At 72.0% G+C, this 18,718-nt stretch carries 18 protein-coding genes; 15 read left to right on the top strand and 3 right to left on the bottom strand.

The window, feature by feature from the left end; genetic code table 11:
- Window positions 1-94 precede the first annotated feature (94 nt).
- Complete coding sequence (locus tag ACFYOB_RS20360) at window positions 95-640, top strand: YbjN domain-containing protein (RefSeq protein WP_328930358.1); 546 nt, start codon at window positions 95-97, stop codon at window positions 638-640.
- A 13-nt stretch (window positions 641-653) separates the two neighbouring features.
- Here ACFYOB_RS20360 and ACFYOB_RS20355 read toward each other — a convergent pair whose 3' ends face one another.
- Entirely contained in the window at window positions 654-1,832 is a 1,179-nt protein-coding gene (locus tag ACFYOB_RS20355; RefSeq protein WP_388561293.1) for a hypothetical protein, read from the bottom strand.
- Between the two features lie 43 nt (window positions 1,833-1,875).
- On the opposite strand from ACFYOB_RS20355, the gene ACFYOB_RS20350 reads away from it, so the two are divergent.
- A complete protein-coding gene (locus tag ACFYOB_RS20350) occupies window positions 1,876-2,295 on the top strand; it encodes a DUF3224 domain-containing protein (protein WP_388561444.1) in 420 nt (139 codons plus the stop codon).
- An 18-nt stretch (window positions 2,296-2,313) separates the two neighbouring features.
- On the opposite strand, the gene ACFYOB_RS20345 is transcribed toward ACFYOB_RS20350, so the two are convergent.
- Complete coding sequence (locus ACFYOB_RS20345; protein ID WP_388561291.1) at window positions 2,314-3,504, bottom strand: pyridoxal phosphate-dependent aminotransferase; 1,191 nt, start codon at window positions 3,502-3,504, stop codon at window positions 2,314-2,316.
- Window positions 3,505-3,756: 252 nt separating this feature from the next.
- Between ACFYOB_RS20345 and ACFYOB_RS20340 the strand changes: the two genes are divergently transcribed.
- The 13 genes from ACFYOB_RS20340 (at window position 3,757) to ACFYOB_RS20280 (ending at window position 17,820) form a co-directional block, all read left to right on the top strand.
- On the top strand, window positions 3,757-3,921 hold the full coding sequence (locus ACFYOB_RS20340; protein WP_388561289.1) for a hypothetical protein: 165 nt from the start codon (window positions 3,757-3,759) through the stop codon (window positions 3,919-3,921).
- A 363-nt stretch (window positions 3,922-4,284) separates the two neighbouring features.
- The gene (locus ACFYOB_RS20335; RefSeq protein ID WP_388561287.1) at window positions 4,285-4,833 is read left to right on the top strand and encodes a DUF2617 family protein; all 549 of its coding nucleotides are present in this window, start codon (window positions 4,285-4,287) and stop codon (window positions 4,831-4,833) included.
- Window positions 4,834-4,977: 144 nt separating this feature from the next.
- The gene (locus tag ACFYOB_RS20330; RefSeq protein WP_388561285.1) at window positions 4,978-6,621 is read left to right on the top strand and encodes a polyamine aminopropyltransferase; all 1,644 of its coding nucleotides are present in this window, start codon (window positions 4,978-4,980) and stop codon (window positions 6,619-6,621) included.
- Between the two features lie 33 nt (window positions 6,622-6,654).
- Window positions 6,655-7,557: an SRPBCC domain-containing protein gene (locus ACFYOB_RS20325; RefSeq protein WP_388561283.1), complete on the top strand. Its 903-nt coding sequence runs from the start codon at window positions 6,655-6,657 to the stop codon at window positions 7,555-7,557.
- A 34-nt stretch (window positions 7,558-7,591) separates the two neighbouring features.
- Entirely contained in the window at window positions 7,592-8,380 is a 789-nt protein-coding gene (locus ACFYOB_RS20320; RefSeq protein WP_388561281.1) for an aldose 1-epimerase, read from the top strand.
- A 21-nt stretch (window positions 8,381-8,401) separates the two neighbouring features.
- A complete protein-coding gene (pyrE, locus tag ACFYOB_RS20315; RefSeq protein ID WP_388561279.1) occupies window positions 8,402-8,941 on the top strand; it encodes an orotate phosphoribosyltransferase in 540 nt (179 codons plus the stop codon).
- A 301-nt stretch (window positions 8,942-9,242) separates the two neighbouring features.
- On the top strand, window positions 9,243-10,265 hold the full coding sequence (fbaA, locus tag ACFYOB_RS20310; RefSeq protein WP_328926796.1) for a class II fructose-bisphosphate aldolase: 1,023 nt from the start codon (window positions 9,243-9,245) through the stop codon (window positions 10,263-10,265).
- Between the two features lie 219 nt (window positions 10,266-10,484).
- Window positions 10,485-10,898 (top strand): DUF3151 domain-containing protein, encoded by a 414-nt coding sequence (locus tag ACFYOB_RS20305; protein WP_328926797.1) that lies wholly within the window; start codon window positions 10,485-10,487, stop codon window positions 10,896-10,898.
- Window positions 10,899-11,115: 217 nt separating this feature from the next.
- Window positions 11,116-11,961 (top strand): tryptophan 2,3-dioxygenase family protein, encoded by an 846-nt coding sequence (locus tag ACFYOB_RS20300; RefSeq protein ID WP_388561277.1) that lies wholly within the window; start codon window positions 11,116-11,118, stop codon window positions 11,959-11,961.
- Window positions 11,954-13,180 (top strand): kynureninase, encoded by a 1,227-nt coding sequence (kynU, locus tag ACFYOB_RS20295; protein WP_388561275.1) that lies wholly within the window; start codon window positions 11,954-11,956, stop codon window positions 13,178-13,180. The genes ACFYOB_RS20300 and kynU overlap by 8 nt, the downstream gene beginning before the upstream one ends.
- A 171-nt stretch (window positions 13,181-13,351) precedes the next feature.
- Window positions 13,352-14,230: an alpha/beta hydrolase gene (locus ACFYOB_RS20290; protein WP_388561273.1), complete on the top strand. Its 879-nt coding sequence runs from the start codon at window positions 13,352-13,354 to the stop codon at window positions 14,228-14,230.
- 219 nt (window positions 14,231-14,449) lie between these two features.
- A complete protein-coding gene (locus ACFYOB_RS20285) occupies window positions 14,450-16,057 on the top strand; it encodes a PKD domain-containing protein (RefSeq protein ID WP_388561271.1) in 1,608 nt (535 codons plus the stop codon).
- A gap of 98 nt (window positions 16,058-16,155) precedes the next feature.
- The gene (locus tag ACFYOB_RS20280) at window positions 16,156-17,820 is read left to right on the top strand and encodes a PKD domain-containing protein (protein ID WP_388561269.1); all 1,665 of its coding nucleotides are present in this window, start codon (window positions 16,156-16,158) and stop codon (window positions 17,818-17,820) included.
- Window positions 17,821-17,881: 61 nt separating this feature from the next.
- Here ACFYOB_RS20280 and ACFYOB_RS20275 read toward each other — a convergent pair whose 3' ends face one another.
- Window positions 17,882-18,379 (bottom strand): DUF4232 domain-containing protein, encoded by a 498-nt coding sequence (locus ACFYOB_RS20275; RefSeq protein ID WP_388561267.1) that lies wholly within the window; start codon window positions 18,377-18,379, stop codon window positions 17,882-17,884.
- Window positions 18,380-18,718: the final 339 nt, after the last annotated feature.

The following is an 18,718-nucleotide window of genomic DNA, read 5'->3' as shown; positions in this document are numbered from 1 at the left end:
CCTGTCCGCCCGGAGCGGATCGTAGCTGTCGGGCTGGACATGGGGTGGGCGGGATGGGGGAGGATGCATGTATCCGCACGAAGGGAAGTACACGGTGAGCATCGACCCGGCCTCGATTCCGAACTTCGGAGGGCAGCAGCCCGATCCGCAGGCCACAGGACCGGCGGGCCCCGTCGTCCCCGACCAGGATCTGGTCAAGCAGCTGCTGGAGCAGATGGAGCTCAAGTACGTCGTCGACGACGAGGGTGACCTCGCGGCGCCGTGGGAGGAGTTCCGCACCTACTTCATGTTCCGCGGCGAGGACGAGCAGCAGGTTTTCTCGGTGCGGACCTTCTACGACCGTCCGCACAAGATCGAGGAGAAGCCCCAGCTTCTCGAATCGATCGATGACTGGAACCGTCGCACCCTGTGGCCGAAGGTCTACAGCCACACCCACGACGACGGCTCGGTCCGCCTGATCGGCGAGGCGCAGATGCTGATCGGCACCGGCGTCAACCTGGAGCACTTCGTGTCCTCCACGGTCAGCTGGGTCCGCGCCTCCATCGAATTCGACAAGTGGCTCGTCGAGCAGTTCGGCCTGGAGAAGGAGATCGACTCCGCCGACGGCGACGACGAGAAGAACGGCGACGACAGCCAGTAATCGGCGGTCTCGCTCACAGAGGTACGCGCGCCACGAGCAGCAGGTACAGCCCGTAGCCGTAGCCGAGCCCGGCCAGCACCGCGGTCACCACGACCGCGGTGCGGGGCCGGGCTCTGGCCATGACGGCCGCCACGGGCAGCAGCAGCGGGAAGGCCGGGAGCAGGAACCGCGGCTTCGATTCGAAGAAACCGGCCCCGCCGTAGGCGATCACCAGTAGCACCCCGGTGTACACGAGCAGCGGCAGCGGGGTCCGGTCCAGCAGCAGCAGGACCGCCAGCAGCCCGGCCGCGGCCAGCAGCACCACGGTGACGGTGGTGGCGAGCGGCACGTGCCCGCCGGTCAGCACCCGCTCCGCGGAGCGCAGCGCGCCCTGCCCGAAGTCGAAGCGGGAGCCCCAGCGCCGCTGCACGGTGAAGTAGCCCCCGACGGGATCGCCCGTCCGCACACCGACGGCCAGCACGTACGCCGCCCAGCCCGCGGGGGCCAGCAGCCCGGCCACCCACACCCCGGGCGCGCGGGATCCCCGTACGAGGACGGCGTACAGGGCCATGGCCGAGACGGCGGCGGCGACGGCGAGCCCGGTGGGCCGGGTCAGCCCGGCGAGCACGGCCAGGCCGGCCGCCCACAGCCAGCGGTCCCGCAGCAGGGCGTAGAGCGTCCAGGCGGCGAGTGCGGCCAGCAGCGCCTCGGTGTAGGCGAGGGTCAGCACCACGGAGTGCGGCAGCGCCGCCCACAGCCCCACGAGCAGCAGCCCGGCGCGCGGGCCGATCACCCGCTCTCCGACCCGGTAGACCCCGACGGCGGCCACGGCCGCGCAGACCCAGGCGACGAGGAGCCCGGCGGGGACGAGCCCGCCGGGCAGGACGGCGGAGACGAGCCGTATCAGCGCCGGGTAGAGCGGGAAGAAGGCGTAGTCGCTCTGGATGGAGCCGGTCTCGGGCCACATCAGGGTCCGGCCGTAGCCGTGGGCGGCGATCCCCAGGTACCAGGCGGAGTCCCAGGACAGGCCGAGAACCCGCAGGGGATCCCGTCCGGCCCACCAGGATCCGAGGGTGAGGACCAGTACCCCGGCGCCGCGTACGGCGGCGAACACTCCGAGCGCGAGGACCGTCGTCGGCGCGGCCGACCGGACCGCCTTGACCGCGCGGATCTCCAGGGGTGACGCGGACACGGAGGCTCTGCCCGTTGCCATGTATCCCGACTTTCCCGCTCTTCGTGAGTACGCTCATCTGATGATGAGAGCTTCGGGCACCTTCAAGGTCGTCAGCTTCACACCGGCTTCACTCACCCCGCAACCACCCGTGGAAACCGGTCTCCCGGTGGGCGTCGCCACGATGGAGAAGCGTTACGCGGGCGACACCCTGACGGGCCACTCGTCCACGCTCTTCACCGCCGCGTTCGACCAGGAGGCGGGCGTCGGCAGCTACGTCGCGATGGAGTCCTTCGAGGGCGCCCTCGACGGCAGGCAGGGCGCCTTCAACTTCGTCCACTCGGCCGCCACCGACGGCGGACCGTCCCGTGCCGCGGAACACTTCGCGATCGTCCCGGGCAGCGGCACGGCCGCGCTGACCGGCATCACCGGCGCGGGAGGTCTGCGCGTGGACGAGGACGGCACGCACCGCATCTGGTTCGACTACGAGCTCCCGCCCGCCTAGAACCGCCCAGAGGGCGGCTCAGCCGCCTGCCCGCAGGCGGCTCAGGCGGGCCGCGGCCTCACGGAGGACCTCGGTCTTCTTGCAGAAGGCCCAGCGGACCTGGGTGGCTCCCGCGGACTTGTCGTCGTAGAAGACCTGGTTCGGGATGGCGACCACGCCGCAGCGCTCGGGCAGGGCGCGGCAGAAGGCGAGACCGTCCTTCTCGCCGAGCGGGGTGATGTCCGTGGTGATGAAGTACGTCCCCTGCGGGCGGAAGACCTCGAAGCCGGCGGCCGTGAGGCCGTCGGCGAGGATGTCGCGCTTGGCGGCCAGGTCGGCGCGGAAGGCCTCGTAGTACGTGTCGGGGAGGGCGAGGGCCTCGGCGATCGCGTACTGGAAGGGGCCCGAGGAGACGTAGGTCAGGAACTGCTTCGCCGAGCGGACCGCCGTGACCAGTTCCGGGGGCGCCGTGACCCAGCCGACCTTCCAGCCCGTGAACGAGAAGCTCTTCCCCGCGGACGAGATGGTGACAGTGCGCTCGCGCATGCCCGGGAAGCCCGCCAGCGGGGTGTGGGCGCCCTCGAAGACCAGGTGCTCGTACACCTCGTCCGTGATCACGAGGAGGTCGTGCTCCACGGCGAGGGCGGCGACGGCGGACAGCTCCTCGCGGGTCAGGACCGTGCCCGTCGGATTGTGCGGGGTGTTCAGCAGGAGCAGCCGGGTGCGGGGGGTGACCGCGGCGCGCAGTTCGTCCAGATCGAGGGCGAAGGCCCCGGCGTGCGGGCGCAGCGTCACCGGGACGCGTACCGCCCCGGCCATCGCGATGCAGGCCGCGTACGAGTCGTAGTACGGCTCCAGGGCGATGACCTCGTCGCCCGGTTCGAGGAGGGCGAGCAGGGCGGCGGCGATGGCCTCCGTGGCGCCCGCCGTGGCCAGGACCTCGGTGTCGGGGTCGAAGGCGAGGCCGTAGAAGCGCTGCTGGTGCGCGGCGATCGCGGCGCGCAGTTCCGGGATGCCGGGGCCCGGCGGGTACTGGTTGCCGAGGCCCGTGAGGACCGCGCGGGAGGCCGCCTCGGCGATCTCGGCGGGGCCGTCCGTGTCGGGGAAGCCCTGGCCCAGGTTGATCGACCCGGTGCGGGCGGCCAGCGCCGACATCTCCGCGAAGATCGTGGTGCCGAAGGCCGCCAGACGGCGGTTCAGGAAGGGACGGTCGCTGCTCATGGGCGCCATCCTGAGGGGAACCTCTGGACTTGCTCAAGTGTGCTTTGGGCCGCGTGGCCTGCGGGCATCCCACCCTCACGCGGGACGCGGGGATCCCGCCCCCCGGGAAGACCGGGGTGTGAGAGAGGGGGCGGGCATCGTGTTCGTCTTCATTTTGATCGGGCTTCTGGTCGTCGTGGTCGTCGTGACCGTGGCGGTGCGTTCGGCCAAGAGCGGTTTTTCGTCCGGCGGCTCCAGCGGCTCGGGCAGCAACAGCAGCTGGTGGGCGGGGGGCGGCTCCTCGTCGAGTTCGTGTTCGAGCGGATCGTCCTCCTGCGGATCCTCCTCGTCCTGCGGCGGATCGTCGTCCTGCGGCGGCGGGGGGTGCGGTTCCAGCTGACACGGGGCAGCCGGTACCGCGCGGACGAGGGTGCCCGACGGGTCTGATTTCCGCCGGGCGCCCTTCTCCTGCCGTTTCCTGCCCGGCTCCTGCCCGTCTTCGGCGCGTCTTCCTCGCGTCCGTTCCGGGTCCGCTCCGGGTCCGCTTCGCGTCTGCCGCGCCCATGCATCCCGACGCGCGGGACGCCACTTGTTGAACACGTGAACTGCGAAGCCCCCGGGGGGATGTAAACCCCGTCAACTTGGGTAAAACGGCTGTGAGTGCCGTGCCTTTCATGATTCCCTCGGTCGAGTAGACCAGTCCCCGGACCTCCCGGGACTTCCTGTGGACCCGTGCCGGTGTCCCCCCACCCGTTGACTACCGCTGGCGGGCTCCGGCCCATCTCCCTCGCGCGTTTGCGGAGCCGACTCATGCTCACGACCCTCCAGACCACCTATACCGACACGCGTGCCGCCGATCTCGCCTGGGCCCTGGGTCGGGACCGGCTGCCCGCCCTGGCCGTACTGAACCTCGAACTGTCAGGCGCAAAGGTTGAGTTGCGCCTGCTCGGGGCCTCTCATCAGGTGCTCCTGGAGGAGGGGAAGGTGCTCTGCTCGGAGACGGTCGCCTGCATGCCCGGCAGCAGTACGCCGCTGCCGCTCGGCGTGGCCAAGCGGGTGGGCGACTGGGAGTACGAGTTCGCCGCGCGGGTCGAGACGCTGTCCCGCGGGTCCTTCGCGGGTCGGGCCCAGGAACTGCTCGCGCTGGTCGCCGACCACCCGAACGGGCTAGCGGGCACCTTTCCGGGCAGTCCGCACGCCTTCACCGCCCTGCTCGCGCAGCGCTACGAGGGCCAGGTGCGCTGGCGGACCTGGCACGCGTACCCGCAGGAGGGTCAGCTGGTGGCCACCAGGACCCGGGTCGCCGTACGGATCGGGGCCCCGGACACGGCCCCCGCACAAACGCGCGCGCTGACCTAGGGGGCGGCTTGGAGCGTGTCGGCGCCAGGCGGCGGTCGAGGGCGCGGTGTTGCGCCGTGGTTACTCCAACTGGCTGGATCGGTAAGGCACTTGCACCCATGTGGGTGACCGGGTGCGAGTGGGCGGTGACGTACGGTTCGGGTCATGATCGACCGTTCCGTCCCGCGTCGGGTCCTCCCGGCTCCGGAGCCACGGGGCGTGGCGACCGTCCCGGCCGCCCTGCCCGTACGGCCCCGGACCGGCCGACTCCTCGTCCTGGCCACCGTGTTCGTCTGCGCCGCCTGCGGCCTCGTATACGAACTGGAGCTGCTCGCCCTCGGCTCCTACCTCATCGGCGATTCCGTCACCCAGGCGTCGGTCGTGCTGTCCGTCATGGTCTTCGCCATGGGTGTCGGATCCCTGCTCGCCAAACGGCTGCGGCACCGGCCCGCATTCGGCTTCGCCGCCATCGAGGCCGGACTGGCCCTGCTCGGCGGCCTCTCGGCCATGGCGCTGTACGCGAGCTTCGCCTGGCTGGGGGAGTCCAGGCCCGCGCTCGTCGCGTTCTCGTTCGCCATCGGCGTCCTCATCGGCGCCGAGATCCCGCTGCTGATGGTCCTCATCCAGCGCATCCGCCGGCAGGACGCGGGCGGGGCCGTCGCCGACCTGTTCGCCGCCGACTACGTGGGCGCCCTCGTCGGGGGCCTCGCCTTCCCGTTCCTGCTGCTGCCCGTGCTCGGCCAGCTCACCGGCGCCATGCTCACCGGCACCGTCAACGCGCTCGTCGGCGGCGGGCTGGTGCTGTGGCTGTTCCGCCGCGACCTGAGCCGGCGCTGCCGGTGGACGCTGATCGTCGCGAACGTGACCGTGCTCGCCGTGCTCGCCTGCGCGACCGTCCTCGCCGACGACTTCGAGCGGGTGGCCCGCCGCGCCGTCTACGGCGGGGAGGTGCGGGTCGCCGTCCAGACCGGCGTGCAGGAGCTGGTCCTCACCGGGCCGCGGACCGGCTCCCCGCGCTCCCTCGACCTGTACCTCGACGGGCGGCTGCGGGTCAGCGGCTACGACGAGTACCGCTACCACGAGGCCCTCGTCCACCCCGCCATGACCGGCCCGCACGCCCGGGTCCTGGTCCTCGGCGGCGGCGACGGCCTCGCCGCCCGCGAGGTGCTGCGCTACCGGGACGTCGCCTCGGTCACCGTCGTCGAGCTCGACCCCGGGGTGGTCCGGCTCGCCCGCACCGACCCGATGCTCTCCGCGCTCAACGCCGGTGCGTACGGGGATCCGCGCGTCGGGGTCGTCACGCAGGACGCGTTCCGCTGGCTGCGCGGGCCGGCCGCCCGGGACCGGTACGACGTCATCGTCTCCGACCTCCCCGACCCGGGCATCACCCCGAGCACGAAGCTCTACTCGCAGGAGTTCTACGGGCTGGCCGCGCGGGCGCTGCGGCCCGGGGGCCGGATCGCCGTACACGCCGGGCCATTGGCCTCGCGCCCGCGTACGTACTGGACCGTCGAGTCCACCCTGCGCGCGGCGGGCCTGTGGACCTCGCCCTACAGCGCGGGCGGACGCCTCTCGGGTTTCGCCGCCGGACCCGACCGCACGCCGCTGGGCGTCAGCGACGCGCCACCGCAGGACTGGGGCTTCGTACTGGCCTCCCGCGAGCAGGCGCCGCCGCTGCGCGTGGACCGCGACACGCCGGGGCTGCGCTCGCTGTCGACCGGCTCGCTGCAGGATGCCGCGCGCGACGCGGAGCGCAACCGGGTGGACGGGCTCCCGCCGTCCACCCTGCCGCACCCGCGGTATTCGTGACCGGGTGCGGGTCTCGTCGGTAGGCTCGACCGCATGGAGCATCAGGTGTTCGTTCCGGTACCGGCAGACAGCCTCCGCGCCGTGCTGCGCGACCCCGTCCGGGTGGCCCGCTGCGTGCCGGGACTCCAGCAGGACGCCGACGCCGAGTCCGGACCGCTGTCGGGCAGGCTGAAGGTCCGGGTCGGCGGACACACCGTGACCTACCGGGGTGCCCTGTCCGTCACCGAGCGTGACCAGAGCCACTTCGCCGTCGACGGCGAGGGTACGGAGGTCCGGGGCAGCGGGACCGTGAAGCTGACCCTCGCGCTGCGGCTGACCCCGCTGGGGGACGGGACCCGGCTGGACTTCACCGCGGGAGGCACCGCCGACGGGCGCGCCGCGGGTTTCACCGCCGAGGCCACGGCGGCCGCCGTGCAGCGGCTGCTGGAGCGGACCGCCGAACAGCTGGCGGCGGTGGCGGAGCCCGGAGCCGCCGGAGCCGGCCTGATGGCCGGAGCCGCCGGCGATGCGGGCGACGTCGACGTCGACGCCGATGAGACCGACGCCGACGAGACCGACCCCGTGGCCGAGGCCGAGGACATCGAGGGCGCCGGGGCCGACGGGGACGGGGCGGACGGCGACGACGTCACCGAGGTCACCGCCTCCGTGTTCGAGACCGAAGTGCCGCCGCCGTCCCTCGATCCCTTCCTGGCCGGCGGCTTCGACGAACACGGTGATGGGGCGCGGCCGCCGGCCGAGGCCGCCCACGCCCGCCGCACGATGATCGGCCGCAGCGCCGAGGAGGTGGACCACGCGCCCCCGCGCGGCCGGTACGCCCCCGTGCCCCCGCCCGCCGCCACCACGACCAAGGACAACCTGCGCTGGCTCGCTCCGGCCGCCGCTCTCGCCCTGGCCTCGGCGGTCGTCGTCGGCCGGGCCCTGCGCCGCCGCCGCTGAGCCCGTGCGGGCGGACCCCACTAGGGTCGACCGCATGAGTACGCAACTGAGCGCCGGCGGCGCCGAGGTGACTGTCGACCAGGAGAACGGCTGCCGGATCAGCAGTCTGCGCATCGACGGGACGGAGCTGCTGCGCCAGGGCCCGCACTACGGGTCCTTCCCGATGGTGCCGTGGTGCGGCCGGACCGCGCACGGCCGGTTCCGGGACGGGGCGAACGTCCACCAGCTCCCGCTCAACCACCCGCCGCACGCCCTGCACGGCTTCGGCCGGGACGCGGCCTGGCGCCGGGCCCGTGCCACCGGCACCGACGCGGTGTTCACGTACGACCTCGTCGACCCGTGGCCCTACCCCGGCCGCGTCACCCAGATCTTCGAGCTGTCGCCGGACGCGCTCACCCTCACCATGGGCATCGAGACGTACGGGGACTCCTTCCCGGCCCAGGCCGGCTGGCACCCCTGGTTCCGGCGCGACCTCGGGCTCGGCGGCGGGGACGTGAACATCGGCTTCGACCCCGCGTGGCAGGAGGAGCGCGGCGAGGACCACCTCCCCACCGGCAACCGCATCGACCCGAAGCCAGGCCCCTGGGACGATTGCTTCGGCATGCCCGACGGGGTGGACGTCACCCTGACCTGGCCCGGCGCGCTGGAGCTGAGGCTCACGAGCCGGGCCGAATGGGTGGTCGTGTACGACGAGCAGCCCGAAGCCGTCTGCGTCGAACCGCAGTCGGGCCCGCCGAACGGGCTGAACACCCTGCCGCGCCTGGTCACCCCGGTGGACCCGCTGGAGATCTCCACGACCTGGACGTGGCGGCGGCTCGCTTAGCACCCAATTAAGCTCGGGGTCATGAGTGACGTACGCGATGCGCTTCTGCAGCAGATCAAGGACAAGGCCGTCGTGCACGGCAAGGTGATCCTCTCCTCCGGCCGGGAAGCCGACTACTACATCGACCTCCGCCGGATCACCCTCGACGGCGAGGCGGCCCCGCTGGTCGGTCAGGTCATGCTCGACCTCACCGCCGAACTCGACTTCGACTGCGTCGGCGGTCTGACCCTGGGTGCCGACCCGGTCGCGACCTCGATGCTGCACGCCTCCGCGGCGCGCGGCGGCCGCCTGGACGCCTTCGTCGTCCGCAAGGCGCAGAAGGCCCACGGCATGCAGCGCCGCATCGAGGGCACCGACGTCAAGGGCAAGCGCTGCCTGGTGGTCGAGGACACCTCGACCACCGGCGGGTCCCCGCTGACCGCCGTCGAGGCGGTCCGCGAGGCCGGCGGCGAGGTCGTCGCCGTCGCCACGATCGTGGACCGCGGCGCGGCCGACGCCATCGCCGAGGCGGGGCTCCCGTACCTCACCGGTTACCGCCTGGAGGACCTCGGCCTCTCCTAGGTCTCAGGGCAGGCCTCACCGACAGGTCTCAGGGGCAGGTCTCAGGGTCCGGACGCCCTGGTTCCGGCCTCGGCGGAACTGGTGACGATGGTCTTTGGAGGGCTCTGAGTAGGTCCTGACCTGCTCTTATTCGGCGGGCCGGGATGTTTCACGTGAAACATCCCGGCCCGTTCGGCTCGCACCTGGCGACCGGCGGGGTGGAGTGTCGCGCGGAGTCTGGAAAGATGGGCGCGACGATGACGTCGCCCCCAGGTCAGGGCCCGCAATAAGCACACTCCCCGCACATCCAAGGAGCGGACAGATGCCCATCGCAACCCCCGAGGTCTACAACGAGATGCTCGACCGGGCGAAGGCAGGCAAGTTCGCCTACCCGGCCATCAACGTGACCTCTTCCCAGACCCTGCACGCTGCGCTGCGCGGCTTCGCGGAGGCCGAGAGCGACGGCATCATCCAGATCTCCACCGGTGGTGCGGAGTTCCTGGGTGGCCAGTACAGCAAGGACATGGTCACCGGCGCCGTCGCCCTGGCCGAGTTCGCGCACATCGTCGCGGCGAAGTACGGCATCACGGTCGCGCTGCACACGGACCACTGCCCCAAGGACAAGCTGGACGGCTACGTACGTCCGCTTCTGGAGGTCTCGGCCGAGCGCGTGGCCCGCGGTCTGAACCCGCTCTTCCAGTCGCACATGTGGGACGGCTCCGCCGAGACCCTGGCCGACAACCTGGCCATCGGCCAGGAGCTGCTCGCCAAGGCCGCCGCCGCGAAGATCATCCTTGAGGTCGAGATCACCCCGACCGGCGGCGAGGAGGACGGCGTCAGCCACGAGATCAACGACGAGCTGTACACCACCGTCGAGGACGCGATCCGCACCGCCGAGGCCCTGGGTCTGGGCGAGAAGGGCCGCTACCTGCTGGCCGCCTCCTTCGGCAACGTCCACGGCGTCTACAAGCCGGGCAACGTGGTCCTGCGTCCCGAGCTCCTCAAGGACCTCCAGGCGGGCGTCGCCGAGAAGTACGGCAAGGCTTCGCCGTTCGACTTCGTCTTCCACGGCGGCTCGGGCTCCACGGCCGAGGAGATCGCCACCGCGCTGGAGAACGGCGTCGTGAAGATGAACCTCGACACCGACACCCAGTACGCCTTCACCCGCCCGGTCGTGGACCACATGTTCACCAACTACGCCGGCGTTCTGAAGGTCGACGGCGAGGTCGGCACGAAGTCCAAGTACGACCCCCGCACCTGGGGCAAGGCCGCCGAGGCCGGCATGGCCGCGCGTGTCACCGAGGCGTGTGCGAACCTGCGCTCCACGGGCACGAAGCTGAAGTAGTCCCGGGGCGCGAAGCGGTCCCGAGGCACGACGTACCGAAGGGCCCGGCCCCGTCCCACGACGGCGGCCGGGCCCTTCGGCGTACTCCCACGGTCCCGGCCGGGCCCTTCGGCGTACCCCACGGTCCGCCCCCGGAACCCGCCCCGGTGAGGTGCGCCGGGCACACGCCCGGGCCGCCGGGTGGTGGGGCCCCACCACCGGGCCCGGCAGACTGGGGGCATGTCCATTCACCAGAACCTCCTCGGGGGCCCCGCCCCCACCCACCTCCCCGACGAGCCGGGCCGTGAGGCCCTGGCCGCAGGCACCCCCGCCGTTGAGGTGGCCGCCGCGCACCCCACCTCGTCCCTCGCCTGGGCGACCCTCGCCGACGAGGCCTTCGCGGCTGGCAACACGATCGAGTCGTACGCGTACGCCCGTACGGGCTACCACCGCGGCCTGGACGCCCTGCGCCGCGCCGGCTGGAAGGGCCACGGCCCGGTCCCGTGGGAGCACGAGCCGAACCGCGGCTTCCTCCGCGCCCTGAACGCCCTGGCCCGCGCCGCCGAGGCGATCGGCGAGAAGGAGGAGTACGAGCGCTGCTCGACCTTCCTGCGCGACTCGTCCGAGACGGCGGCGGACGTCCTCGGCGCCTGAGCCGTACGAACGCGCGGACGTACGCACGTACCTGGCCGGGGCCTCGCACCAAGGGCCCCGGCAGGCCATAGTGTCCTAAAAGTGATCGTGACCCCGGTCACACCTCGCTGGAGAGGGCCCGGCAACCGGTCCTATGATGCGGGCAGGGGACCGGGGCTCCACTCACCCATCGGAAGGAGCGGACCGCTACCCGGAAGCACGTGTCGAGGAGACAGCGATGTCGAACAACCTTGATGCCTCCGGAGCCGGTTCGGACACCCCGAACCTCGACTTCGACGGCACTACCCCCTACGAGGACTACGTCCAGGCGGACGTCCTCACCCACCTCCAGCACCTCCGCTCGGACGACCCGGGCGAGATGGTCTTCCTGGTCACGACCCAGGTCATGGAGCTGTGGTTCACGGTCATCGTCCACGAGTGGGAGACCGCGGCGAAGGCCCTGCGCGAGGACCGCATCCCGGTCGCGATGGATGCGCTGAAACGATCCCTCCGCGAGCTGGAGGCCCTCAACTCCTCCTGGCGCCCGCTCGCCCAGCTCACCCCGGGGCAGTTCAACGCCTACCGCGCCGCCCTCGGCGAGGGTTCCGGATTCCAGTCGGCGATGTACCGCCGGATGGAGTTCCTGCTCGGCGAGAAGTCCGCCTCCATGCTGGTACCGCACCGCGGCGCCCCGCGCGTCCACGCGGAGCTGGAGAAGGCCCTCCACGAGCCCAGCCTCTACGACGAGGTCCTGCGCCTCCTGGCCCGCCGCGGCCTCCCGGTCCCGGACGCGGTCCTGGACCGCGACCTGTCGCAGCGCTACGAGCCCTCGGCCGAGGTCGAGGCCGTCTGGACGGGCCTGTACGCCGCCCCGGACGAGCACGTGGACCTCCACCGTCTGGGCGAGGTCCTCACGGACGTCGCCGAGCTCGTCTGGCGCTGGCGCAACGACCACCTGGTGGCCACCCGCCGCGCGATGGGCGCGAAGACCGGCACGGGCGGCTCGGCCGGCGTGACCTGGCTGGAGAAGCGCGCCACGAAGAACGTCTTCCCGGAGCTCTGGACGGCTCGCAGCCATGTCTGAGCCCACGCCCGCACAGATGCTGCAGACGCAGATACCGGACCTGGCGACCCGCGCCGCGGCCCTGGACGCCGCCGACGAGCTCGGCAAGCTCCGTGACCGCTTCACGCTCCCCGACGGAGTCGTCTACCTGGACGGCAACTCGCTGGGCGCCCTCCCGGCCACCGTCGCGCAGACCACCGCCGACGTTGTCACGCGCCAGTGGGGCGAGCTCCTCATCCGGTCCTGGGACGAGAGCGACTGGTGGACCGCCCCCGAGCGGATCGGCGACAAGCTCGCCCCCCTCGTCGGCGCGGCCCCCGGCCAGGTGGTCGTCGGCGACTCCACCAGCGTCAACCTCTTCAAGGCCCTGGTCGGCGCCGCCCGCCTGGCCGCTCCCGGCCGGACGAAGATGCTGGTCGACGCCGCCACCTTCCCCACCGACGGCTACATCGCCGCCTCGGCGGCCCGGATGACCGGCCTGACCGCCACCCCGGTGGATCCCGCGCACGCGATGGAGGCGATGGACGCGGACACCGCCGTCGTCCTCCTCAACCACGTCGACTACCGCAGCGGCCGGCTCCACGACCTGCCCGCCCTCACCGAGGCCGCGCACGCCGCCGGGGCGATCATGGTCTGGGACCTGTGCCACTCGGCGGGCGCACTGCCGGTCGGCCTCGACGCGCACGCCGTCGACCTCGCGGTCGGCTGCACGTACAAGTACCTCAACGGCGGCCCCGGCGCCCCCGCGTACCTCTACATCGCCGACCGCCACCAGGCCGCCTTCGATTCCCCGCTGCCCGGCTGGAACGGCCACGCCGATCCCTTCGCCATGACCCCGGAGTTCATCCCGGCCGACGGGGCGCGCCGCGGCCGCGTCGGGACCCCGGACATCCTGTCCATGCTGGCCCTGGAGGCGTCGCTCGACGCCTGGGACGGGGTGTCCGTCGAAGCCGTACGGGCCAAGTCCCTCGCCCTGACCGACTTCTTCCTCGAATGCGTGGCCGCTTACGTCCCCGAGGGCCGGGTCGAGTCGGTCACCCCGGCCGAGCACGACCGGCGCGGCAGCCAGGTCTCGCTGCGCACCGAGAACGCCCGTGAGGTCATGCGGGAACTCATCGGCCGGGGCGTCGTCGGCGACTTCCGCGCCCCGGACGTCCTGCGCTTCGGTTTCACCCCGCTCTACGTCGGTTTCGCCGATGCCGAGCGCGCGGCGCGCACGCTGGGTCGCATTTTCGGGTGACCCCTTAGCGAAACGTCACATCACCGGGCGGGCGGGGCTACGGCTCCGCCCGCTCCGGCACATCCCGGGCCCCGCACGGAACGCGTCGGTCCAGACTGATACGGTCCCGCTCTGCCGGACCACCGGAACATCTGTCCCCGCTGTCCCACGCGTTACCGAGAGGTTGAGCCGATGACGGACCCCGCCGCAGTGGAACGGGACGCCGCCGAGGCCGCCTCGGCCTTCTCCCATCCGGCCGTCGCGCCGGACGCGAGCGCCGCGTACGGGGAACACCCCGACCAGGTCGTCGACTTCTACGCCCCGCGCGGCGGGACCCAGGGCCCGGTCCCCCTCGTCGTCGTGCTGCACGGCGGCGCGTGGCGGGCGCCGTACGACCGGCAGCACGTCACCCCGTTCGCAGACTTCCTGGCCCGGAAGGGTTTCGCGGTCGCCAACGTCGAGTACCGGCGCGGCCGTTCCCTTCCGCAGCAAGGCGCCGAGGGACCGGTCGCCGGGCGCTGGCCCGAGACCTTCGACGACGTCGCCGCGGCGCTCGACGCCCTGCCGGGGCTCGCCGCCGCCGCGCTGCCGCAGGCCGACCTCCGCCGCGTCGTCGTCACCGGCCACTCGGCCGGCGGCCAGCTCGCGCTGTGGGCCGCGGCCCGGCACGTGCTCCCGTACGGGTCCCCGTGGCGGCTGCCCGCCCCGCCGCCGCTGCGCGGTGTGGTGGCGCTCGCCCCGATCGCGCACTTCGCGGTGGCCGAGGAGCTGGGCGTCTGCGGTGGCGCGAGCGCGCAGCTGCTCGGCGGTCATGAGCACTTCGCCTCCCGCCTCCCCTTCGCCGACCCGGCGGCCCTGCTCCCGACGGGCATCGCCACCGCGGTGGTCCAGGGCCGCGACGACATCGTGGTCCCGCAGCAGGTGGCGGAGGCGTACGTGGCCGCCGCCGCTCGGGCGGGGGAGATGGTCGGGCTGACGCTGCTGGACGGGGTCGGTCACTTCCCGCTCATCGACCCGGCGGCGGACGCGTGCGCGGTGGTCGCCGAGGAGATCTCGCAACTGGCCTGGTAGGGCCCGGCCGCCCGGAACGGGTCAGTACCGGGCAGATACGGGCCAACTGCCCCTGCTCCGGTCGAGTACCCGCATGAGAACTGCCGAAAGGCTATGTACTCTGATCGGGAATCACCCTGAGCGCGTTCAAAAACGAAAATGGGGGGGCCGGTGCGTAGTCGCCGTCTCGTAATTTCCGCTGCCGCCATCGTCGCGGCCAGCGTTGGTCTCATCCCGGGCATGGCCCACGCGGCCGACCCGGTCAAGCCGGGCGCGCACGGCGTGTCCGCGCCCGCCGGAGACCTGAGGAAGGCCACGGCGTCCAAGGCCACGACCTTCACGAGCCCTGCCGACCGTACGGTCCGGCAGACCATTCCTGCGGCCGGCAGCAAGGCCGCCGCCGCCCCGACGGTGGCCACCGCGGGCAACCCGACCCTCGCGGTCGGTCTCAAGGCCACGGGTCCGACCGCGCACGCGGTGCGCCTGACGTCCACCGTCACGAGCGCGGCCGCCTCGCTCGCCGTCACCATCGCGTGGGGCGACGGCAAGACCGACACGACCACCGCGCAGGGCGCCGGTGACCTCGTCAACGAGCACACCTACGCCGAGGTCGGCTCGTACAAGGTCACCGTCACCGTGGTCGACGCCGCGAACAACACGCAGGCCGTCAACCAGCTCGACGTCGTCACCGAGGGGTCCGACTTCACCCCGTACGGGCCGACCCGCCTCCTGGACACCCGGTCGGGCATCGGCGCGCCGAAGGGCAAGGTGCCCGCGTACGGCAAGGCCCGCGTGAAGGTCGGCGGCAACGGCGGCATCCCCGCCGGGGTCACCGCGGTCGTCCTCAACGTCACCGTCACCAACGCCACCAGCGCCGGGCACGTCACCGCGTACCCGTCGGGCGGCGTGCAGCCGATCAGCTCGAACGTCAACTTCGTCGCCGGTCAGACCGTGCCGAACCTGGTGATCGTGCCGGTCGGCCAGGACGGCTACGTGGAGCTGTACAACGGCGGCTGGGAGTCGCTCGACCTGCTCGCGGACGTCACCGGCTACTTCAGCCACACGGCGGCCAGCGGCTACAACCCGCTGGCACCGGTCCGCGCCGTGGACACCCGCAACGGCACCGGAACGGCCCAGGGCCAGCTCGCCGGCCAGGGCACGTTCAGCGTGCAGATGGCCGGCCGCAACGGTGTCTGGAAGGGCATCAGCGCGGTGGCACTGAACGTGACGGTCACCAACCCGAAGGAGGCCGGTCACCTGACCGTCTTCCCGAGCGGGCAGGCGGCTCCGTCCACGTCCAGCGTGAACTTCACGGCCGGTCAGACGGTCGCCAACTCGGTGATCGTGCCCGTCGGCCCCGACGGCCAGATCAGCGTCCGCAACGGCGCCTGGGCCGGGACCGACGTGATCGTCGACGTCGTCGGCTTCTACACCAACGAGAGCTCGGGCGCCTTCGTGCCGATGGACCCGGCCCGCATGCTCGACACCCGGGACGCGGCGAACTGGGGCGACGGCCCGCTGGCGGCCCGTGGCTACATCTACATGCGGCCGTTCCGCAACCCGGCCGGTGTCACCGGCTTCGTGTTCAACACCACGGTCACCAATACCCGCGGCGACGGCTTCCTGTCGGTCACCCCGGACCCGAACACGTGGGACGCCTACGGCAACGGCACTGCGGAATGGCCGGAGTTGCCCACCGCCTCCGCCCTGAACTGGACGGCCGGCAAGACGGTCCCGAACCTGGTCCAGGCGAGCGCCGGCGCCAACGGCATCGTCGACTTCTGGAACATGGGCTGGGACGACGCCGACCTGATCGTCGACATCTTCGGCTTCTACGACACCATCTGAGTCAGCCTCTCAGCGCCCCGGGCCCGGCCGCCAAGGCCGGCCCCGGGGCGCTGTTCCGTATGCACACGCACGCACGAGATCCAGAAAATGGGGGGCCGGTGCGCAATCGCCGACTCGTGGTTTCCGCTGCCCTCGTGGCGGCGGGCATCGGCCTGATACCGGGCATGGCCCGGGCGGCGGGTCCGGTGGAACCCTCGGGCCCCGGGGTGGCCGCCTCCGCGGGGGCGCCGGGCAAGGCCAAGGCGTCGACCGCCGAGACCTTCCGCAGCCCTGCGGACCGCACGGTCGTCACGTCCTCGCCCACGGCCCCGCGGGCGACGGCCGCGGCGGGCAACCCGGGCCTCGCGATCGGGCTGGAAACGACCGCCTACTCGGCGCACACGGTCAACCTGCAGACCACCGTCACGAGTGCGGACGCCGTGCTCGACGTCGTCATCGACTGGGGGGACGGGGCGACGGACAAGCTCGCCCCGTCCGGTTCCGCCGTGCTGAACCGGACCCACACGTACGCCGAGGTTGGCACGTACACCGTCACGGTCACGGTCAAGGACTGGACGAACAACGTCACGGCCGCGAACGTGGTCAAGGCCGTTACGGCGGGTACCGAGTTCACCGCGCACGCGCCCACCCGGCTGCTGGACACCCGCGCGGGGACCGGTGCGGCGAAGGCCAAGGTCGGTGCGAGGGGCGTGGTCGCCCTGAAGGTCGGCGGCAACGCCCAGATCCCCGCCGACGTCGCCGCCGTCGCGCTCAACGTCACGGTCACGAACGCCACCGACGCGGGCCACATCGCGGTCCAGCCCGGCAAGGACTTCATCCAGCCCACGACGTCGAACCTCAACTACGCCGCGGGGCAGACCGTTCCGAACCTGGTGATCGTGCCGGTCGTAGACGGGTACGTGCATCTGGTCAACGGCGGCTGGGCGTCGGTCGATCTGATCGCGGACGTCACCGGCTACTTCACCCACTCGGCGGCCGCCGGCTACAGCCCGCTGACCCCGGTCCGCGCCGTCGACACCCGTGAGGGCCTGGGCGCGGCCAAGGGCCAGGTCCCCGGATACGGCACGTTCGGCGTCGAGATCGCCGACCGCCGGGGCGTCCCGAAGGGCGCGACCGCCGTGTCGCTCAACCTGACGGTCACCAACCCTCAGGAGGCCGGTCACCTGACCGCCTATCCCAGCGGGCAGACGGCTCCGTCCACGTCCAGTGTGAACTTCTCCGCCGGTCAGACGGTCGCCAACTCGGTGATCGTGCCGGTCGGCCCCGACGGCAGGATCAGCATCCGCAACGGCAGCTGGAAGCCGGCCGACGTGGTGATCGACGTCGTCGGCTACTACAGCCCCGACAGCCGGGCCGCCCTCCGGCCGGTCTCCGAGCCGTTCCGGCTCATCGACACCCGCGAGGAGGCCTGGTACCGGACCGCCGGGCCCGTGCCGGCCCGTGAGTACCTTCTCCTGCCGCTCCTGGGCGACTCGCCCGGCCCCGTCACGGGCTGGGTGCTGAACACCACGGTCACCAACACGCGCGGGGCGGGCTTCCTGTCGGTGGCCCCCGACCCGAACACGTGGACCGACTACCAAAAGGGCCTCCAGGTCAGGCCGGAGCGGCCCGTCTCCTCGTCCCTGAACTGGACGAGGGGCGCGACCGTCCCGAACCTGGTCCAGACGTCCGGAGGCAAGGGAGACGTCATCGACTTCTGGAACCAGGGCTGGGAGCCCGTCGACGTGATCGTCGACTGCCTCGGCTTCTACCAGACGGACTGATCGCCCGGCGGGGTGCGCCGAAGGGGCGGTGCGCCGTGTGGCGCGCCGCCCCGTGCGGCCCTCAACCCGCAGCTTCCACCGGGCTGATCTCGAACATCCCGCACACCCTCAGGTTGTAGCGGATCTCCTCGGCCGTAGGGCTGTTCGGCGGGTAGACCTTGACGTAGGTCGACACCGGGCGGCAGCTCCGTGAAGCGGACCGGCTGTTGGTGCGCATGATGGCGGTCACGGTGTCGTCGGGGAAGACGGACACCGTGCTGATCGCCTCGCCGGTGCGGATCGCGGAGGTACCGATCTGGTGATGCCGGGCATCGGTGACGCTGACGCCCGGGTATCCGCGCAACGCGCAGGTGCGGCCAGTGGTGTTGGTGAACAGGATGGGGTAGTTGATCGACCCCCCGGCGCTTTCCGGATCTCCGACGGCCAGGTCGAGGTCGGCCACACGGCAGGTCGGGGCCATCGGCAGGGTTGACGCCTGGGTGGCACCGACCGAGGCGCCGGTCGTTGCCAGGAGGGCTGCGGCAGCGGTGACCGCCGCCCGGGTCAGGACGTTGCTCATGGCAAACTCCTGTGCCAGCTAAGGGAATTGCCCGCATAGGGGCGACGACACCCACGTGAGTGGTTCGACGCGTGCGTATACGCATGTCGTCTGCGGGAGAGGTGCTCGCGCCTTCGCGGAGGCCCGACCGGGCGGTGCACTCCCGCGGCTGAACAGCGCGGGCCTGATGTCACCATTCTACCGGCCAGGTGTCTTCGCGACCTTTCGGCGGCGGGAACGACGGAGGGGCGGGGGGGGGGCGGGGGGCCCCCCCCCCCCCCCCAGCCGCCCGGGGGCATTTTTTTGGGGTGGGCGGAAAACCCACCCCCCCCACCGCCACCAAAAGGGTAAAAAACTGGA

Origin of the sequence: Streptomyces sp. NPDC006463, assembly GCF_042870715.1 — a bacterium.
Classification (GTDB): Bacteria; Actinomycetota; Actinomycetes; order Streptomycetales; family Streptomycetaceae; genus Streptomyces.
Note: the sequence above shows the minus strand (reverse complement) of the source record. Positions and strands in the feature narration are given on the sequence as shown.

Bases quoted from the DNA above. Each gene is read 5' to 3' on its own strand.
- ACFYOB_RS20325 (WP_388561283.1), top strand. From the start codon at position 6,655: ATGGAGCATCAGGTGTTCGTTCCGGTACCGGCAGACAGCCTCCGCGCC.
- ACFYOB_RS20275 (WP_388561267.1), bottom strand. From the start codon at position 18,379: ATGAGCAACGTCCTGACCCGGGCGGCGGTCACCGCTGCCGCAGCCCTC.
- pyrE (WP_388561279.1), top strand. From the start codon at position 8,402: ATGAGTGACGTACGCGATGCGCTTCTGCAGCAGATCAAGGACAAGGCC.
- ACFYOB_RS20355 (WP_388561293.1), bottom strand. From the start codon at position 1,832: ATGGCAACGGGCAGAGCCTCCGTGTCCGCGTCACCCCTGGAGATCCGC.
- ACFYOB_RS20350 (WP_388561444.1), top strand. From the start codon at position 1,876: ATGAGAGCTTCGGGCACCTTCAAGGTCGTCAGCTTCACACCGGCTTCA.
- kynU (WP_388561275.1), top strand. From the start codon at position 11,954: ATGTCTGAGCCCACGCCCGCACAGATGCTGCAGACGCAGATACCGGAC.
- ACFYOB_RS20345 (WP_388561291.1), bottom strand. From the start codon at position 3,504: ATGGCGCCCATGAGCAGCGACCGTCCCTTCCTGAACCGCCGTCTGGCG.
- ACFYOB_RS20320 (WP_388561281.1), top strand. From the start codon at position 7,592: ATGAGTACGCAACTGAGCGCCGGCGGCGCCGAGGTGACTGTCGACCAG.
- ACFYOB_RS20300 (WP_388561277.1), top strand. From the start codon at position 11,116: ATGTCGAACAACCTTGATGCCTCCGGAGCCGGTTCGGACACCCCGAAC.
- ACFYOB_RS20290 (WP_388561273.1), top strand. From the start codon at position 13,352: ATGACGGACCCCGCCGCAGTGGAACGGGACGCCGCCGAGGCCGCCTCG.
- ACFYOB_RS20330 (WP_388561285.1), top strand. From the start codon at position 4,978: ATGATCGACCGTTCCGTCCCGCGTCGGGTCCTCCCGGCTCCGGAGCCA.
- ACFYOB_RS20285 (WP_388561271.1), top strand. From the start codon at position 14,450: ATGGCCCACGCGGCCGACCCGGTCAAGCCGGGCGCGCACGGCGTGTCC.
- ACFYOB_RS20305 (WP_328926797.1), top strand. From the start codon at position 10,485: ATGTCCATTCACCAGAACCTCCTCGGGGGCCCCGCCCCCACCCACCTC.
- ACFYOB_RS20335 (WP_388561287.1), top strand. From the start codon at position 4,285: ATGCTCACGACCCTCCAGACCACCTATACCGACACGCGTGCCGCCGAT.
- fbaA (WP_328926796.1), top strand. From the start codon at position 9,243: ATGCCCATCGCAACCCCCGAGGTCTACAACGAGATGCTCGACCGGGCG.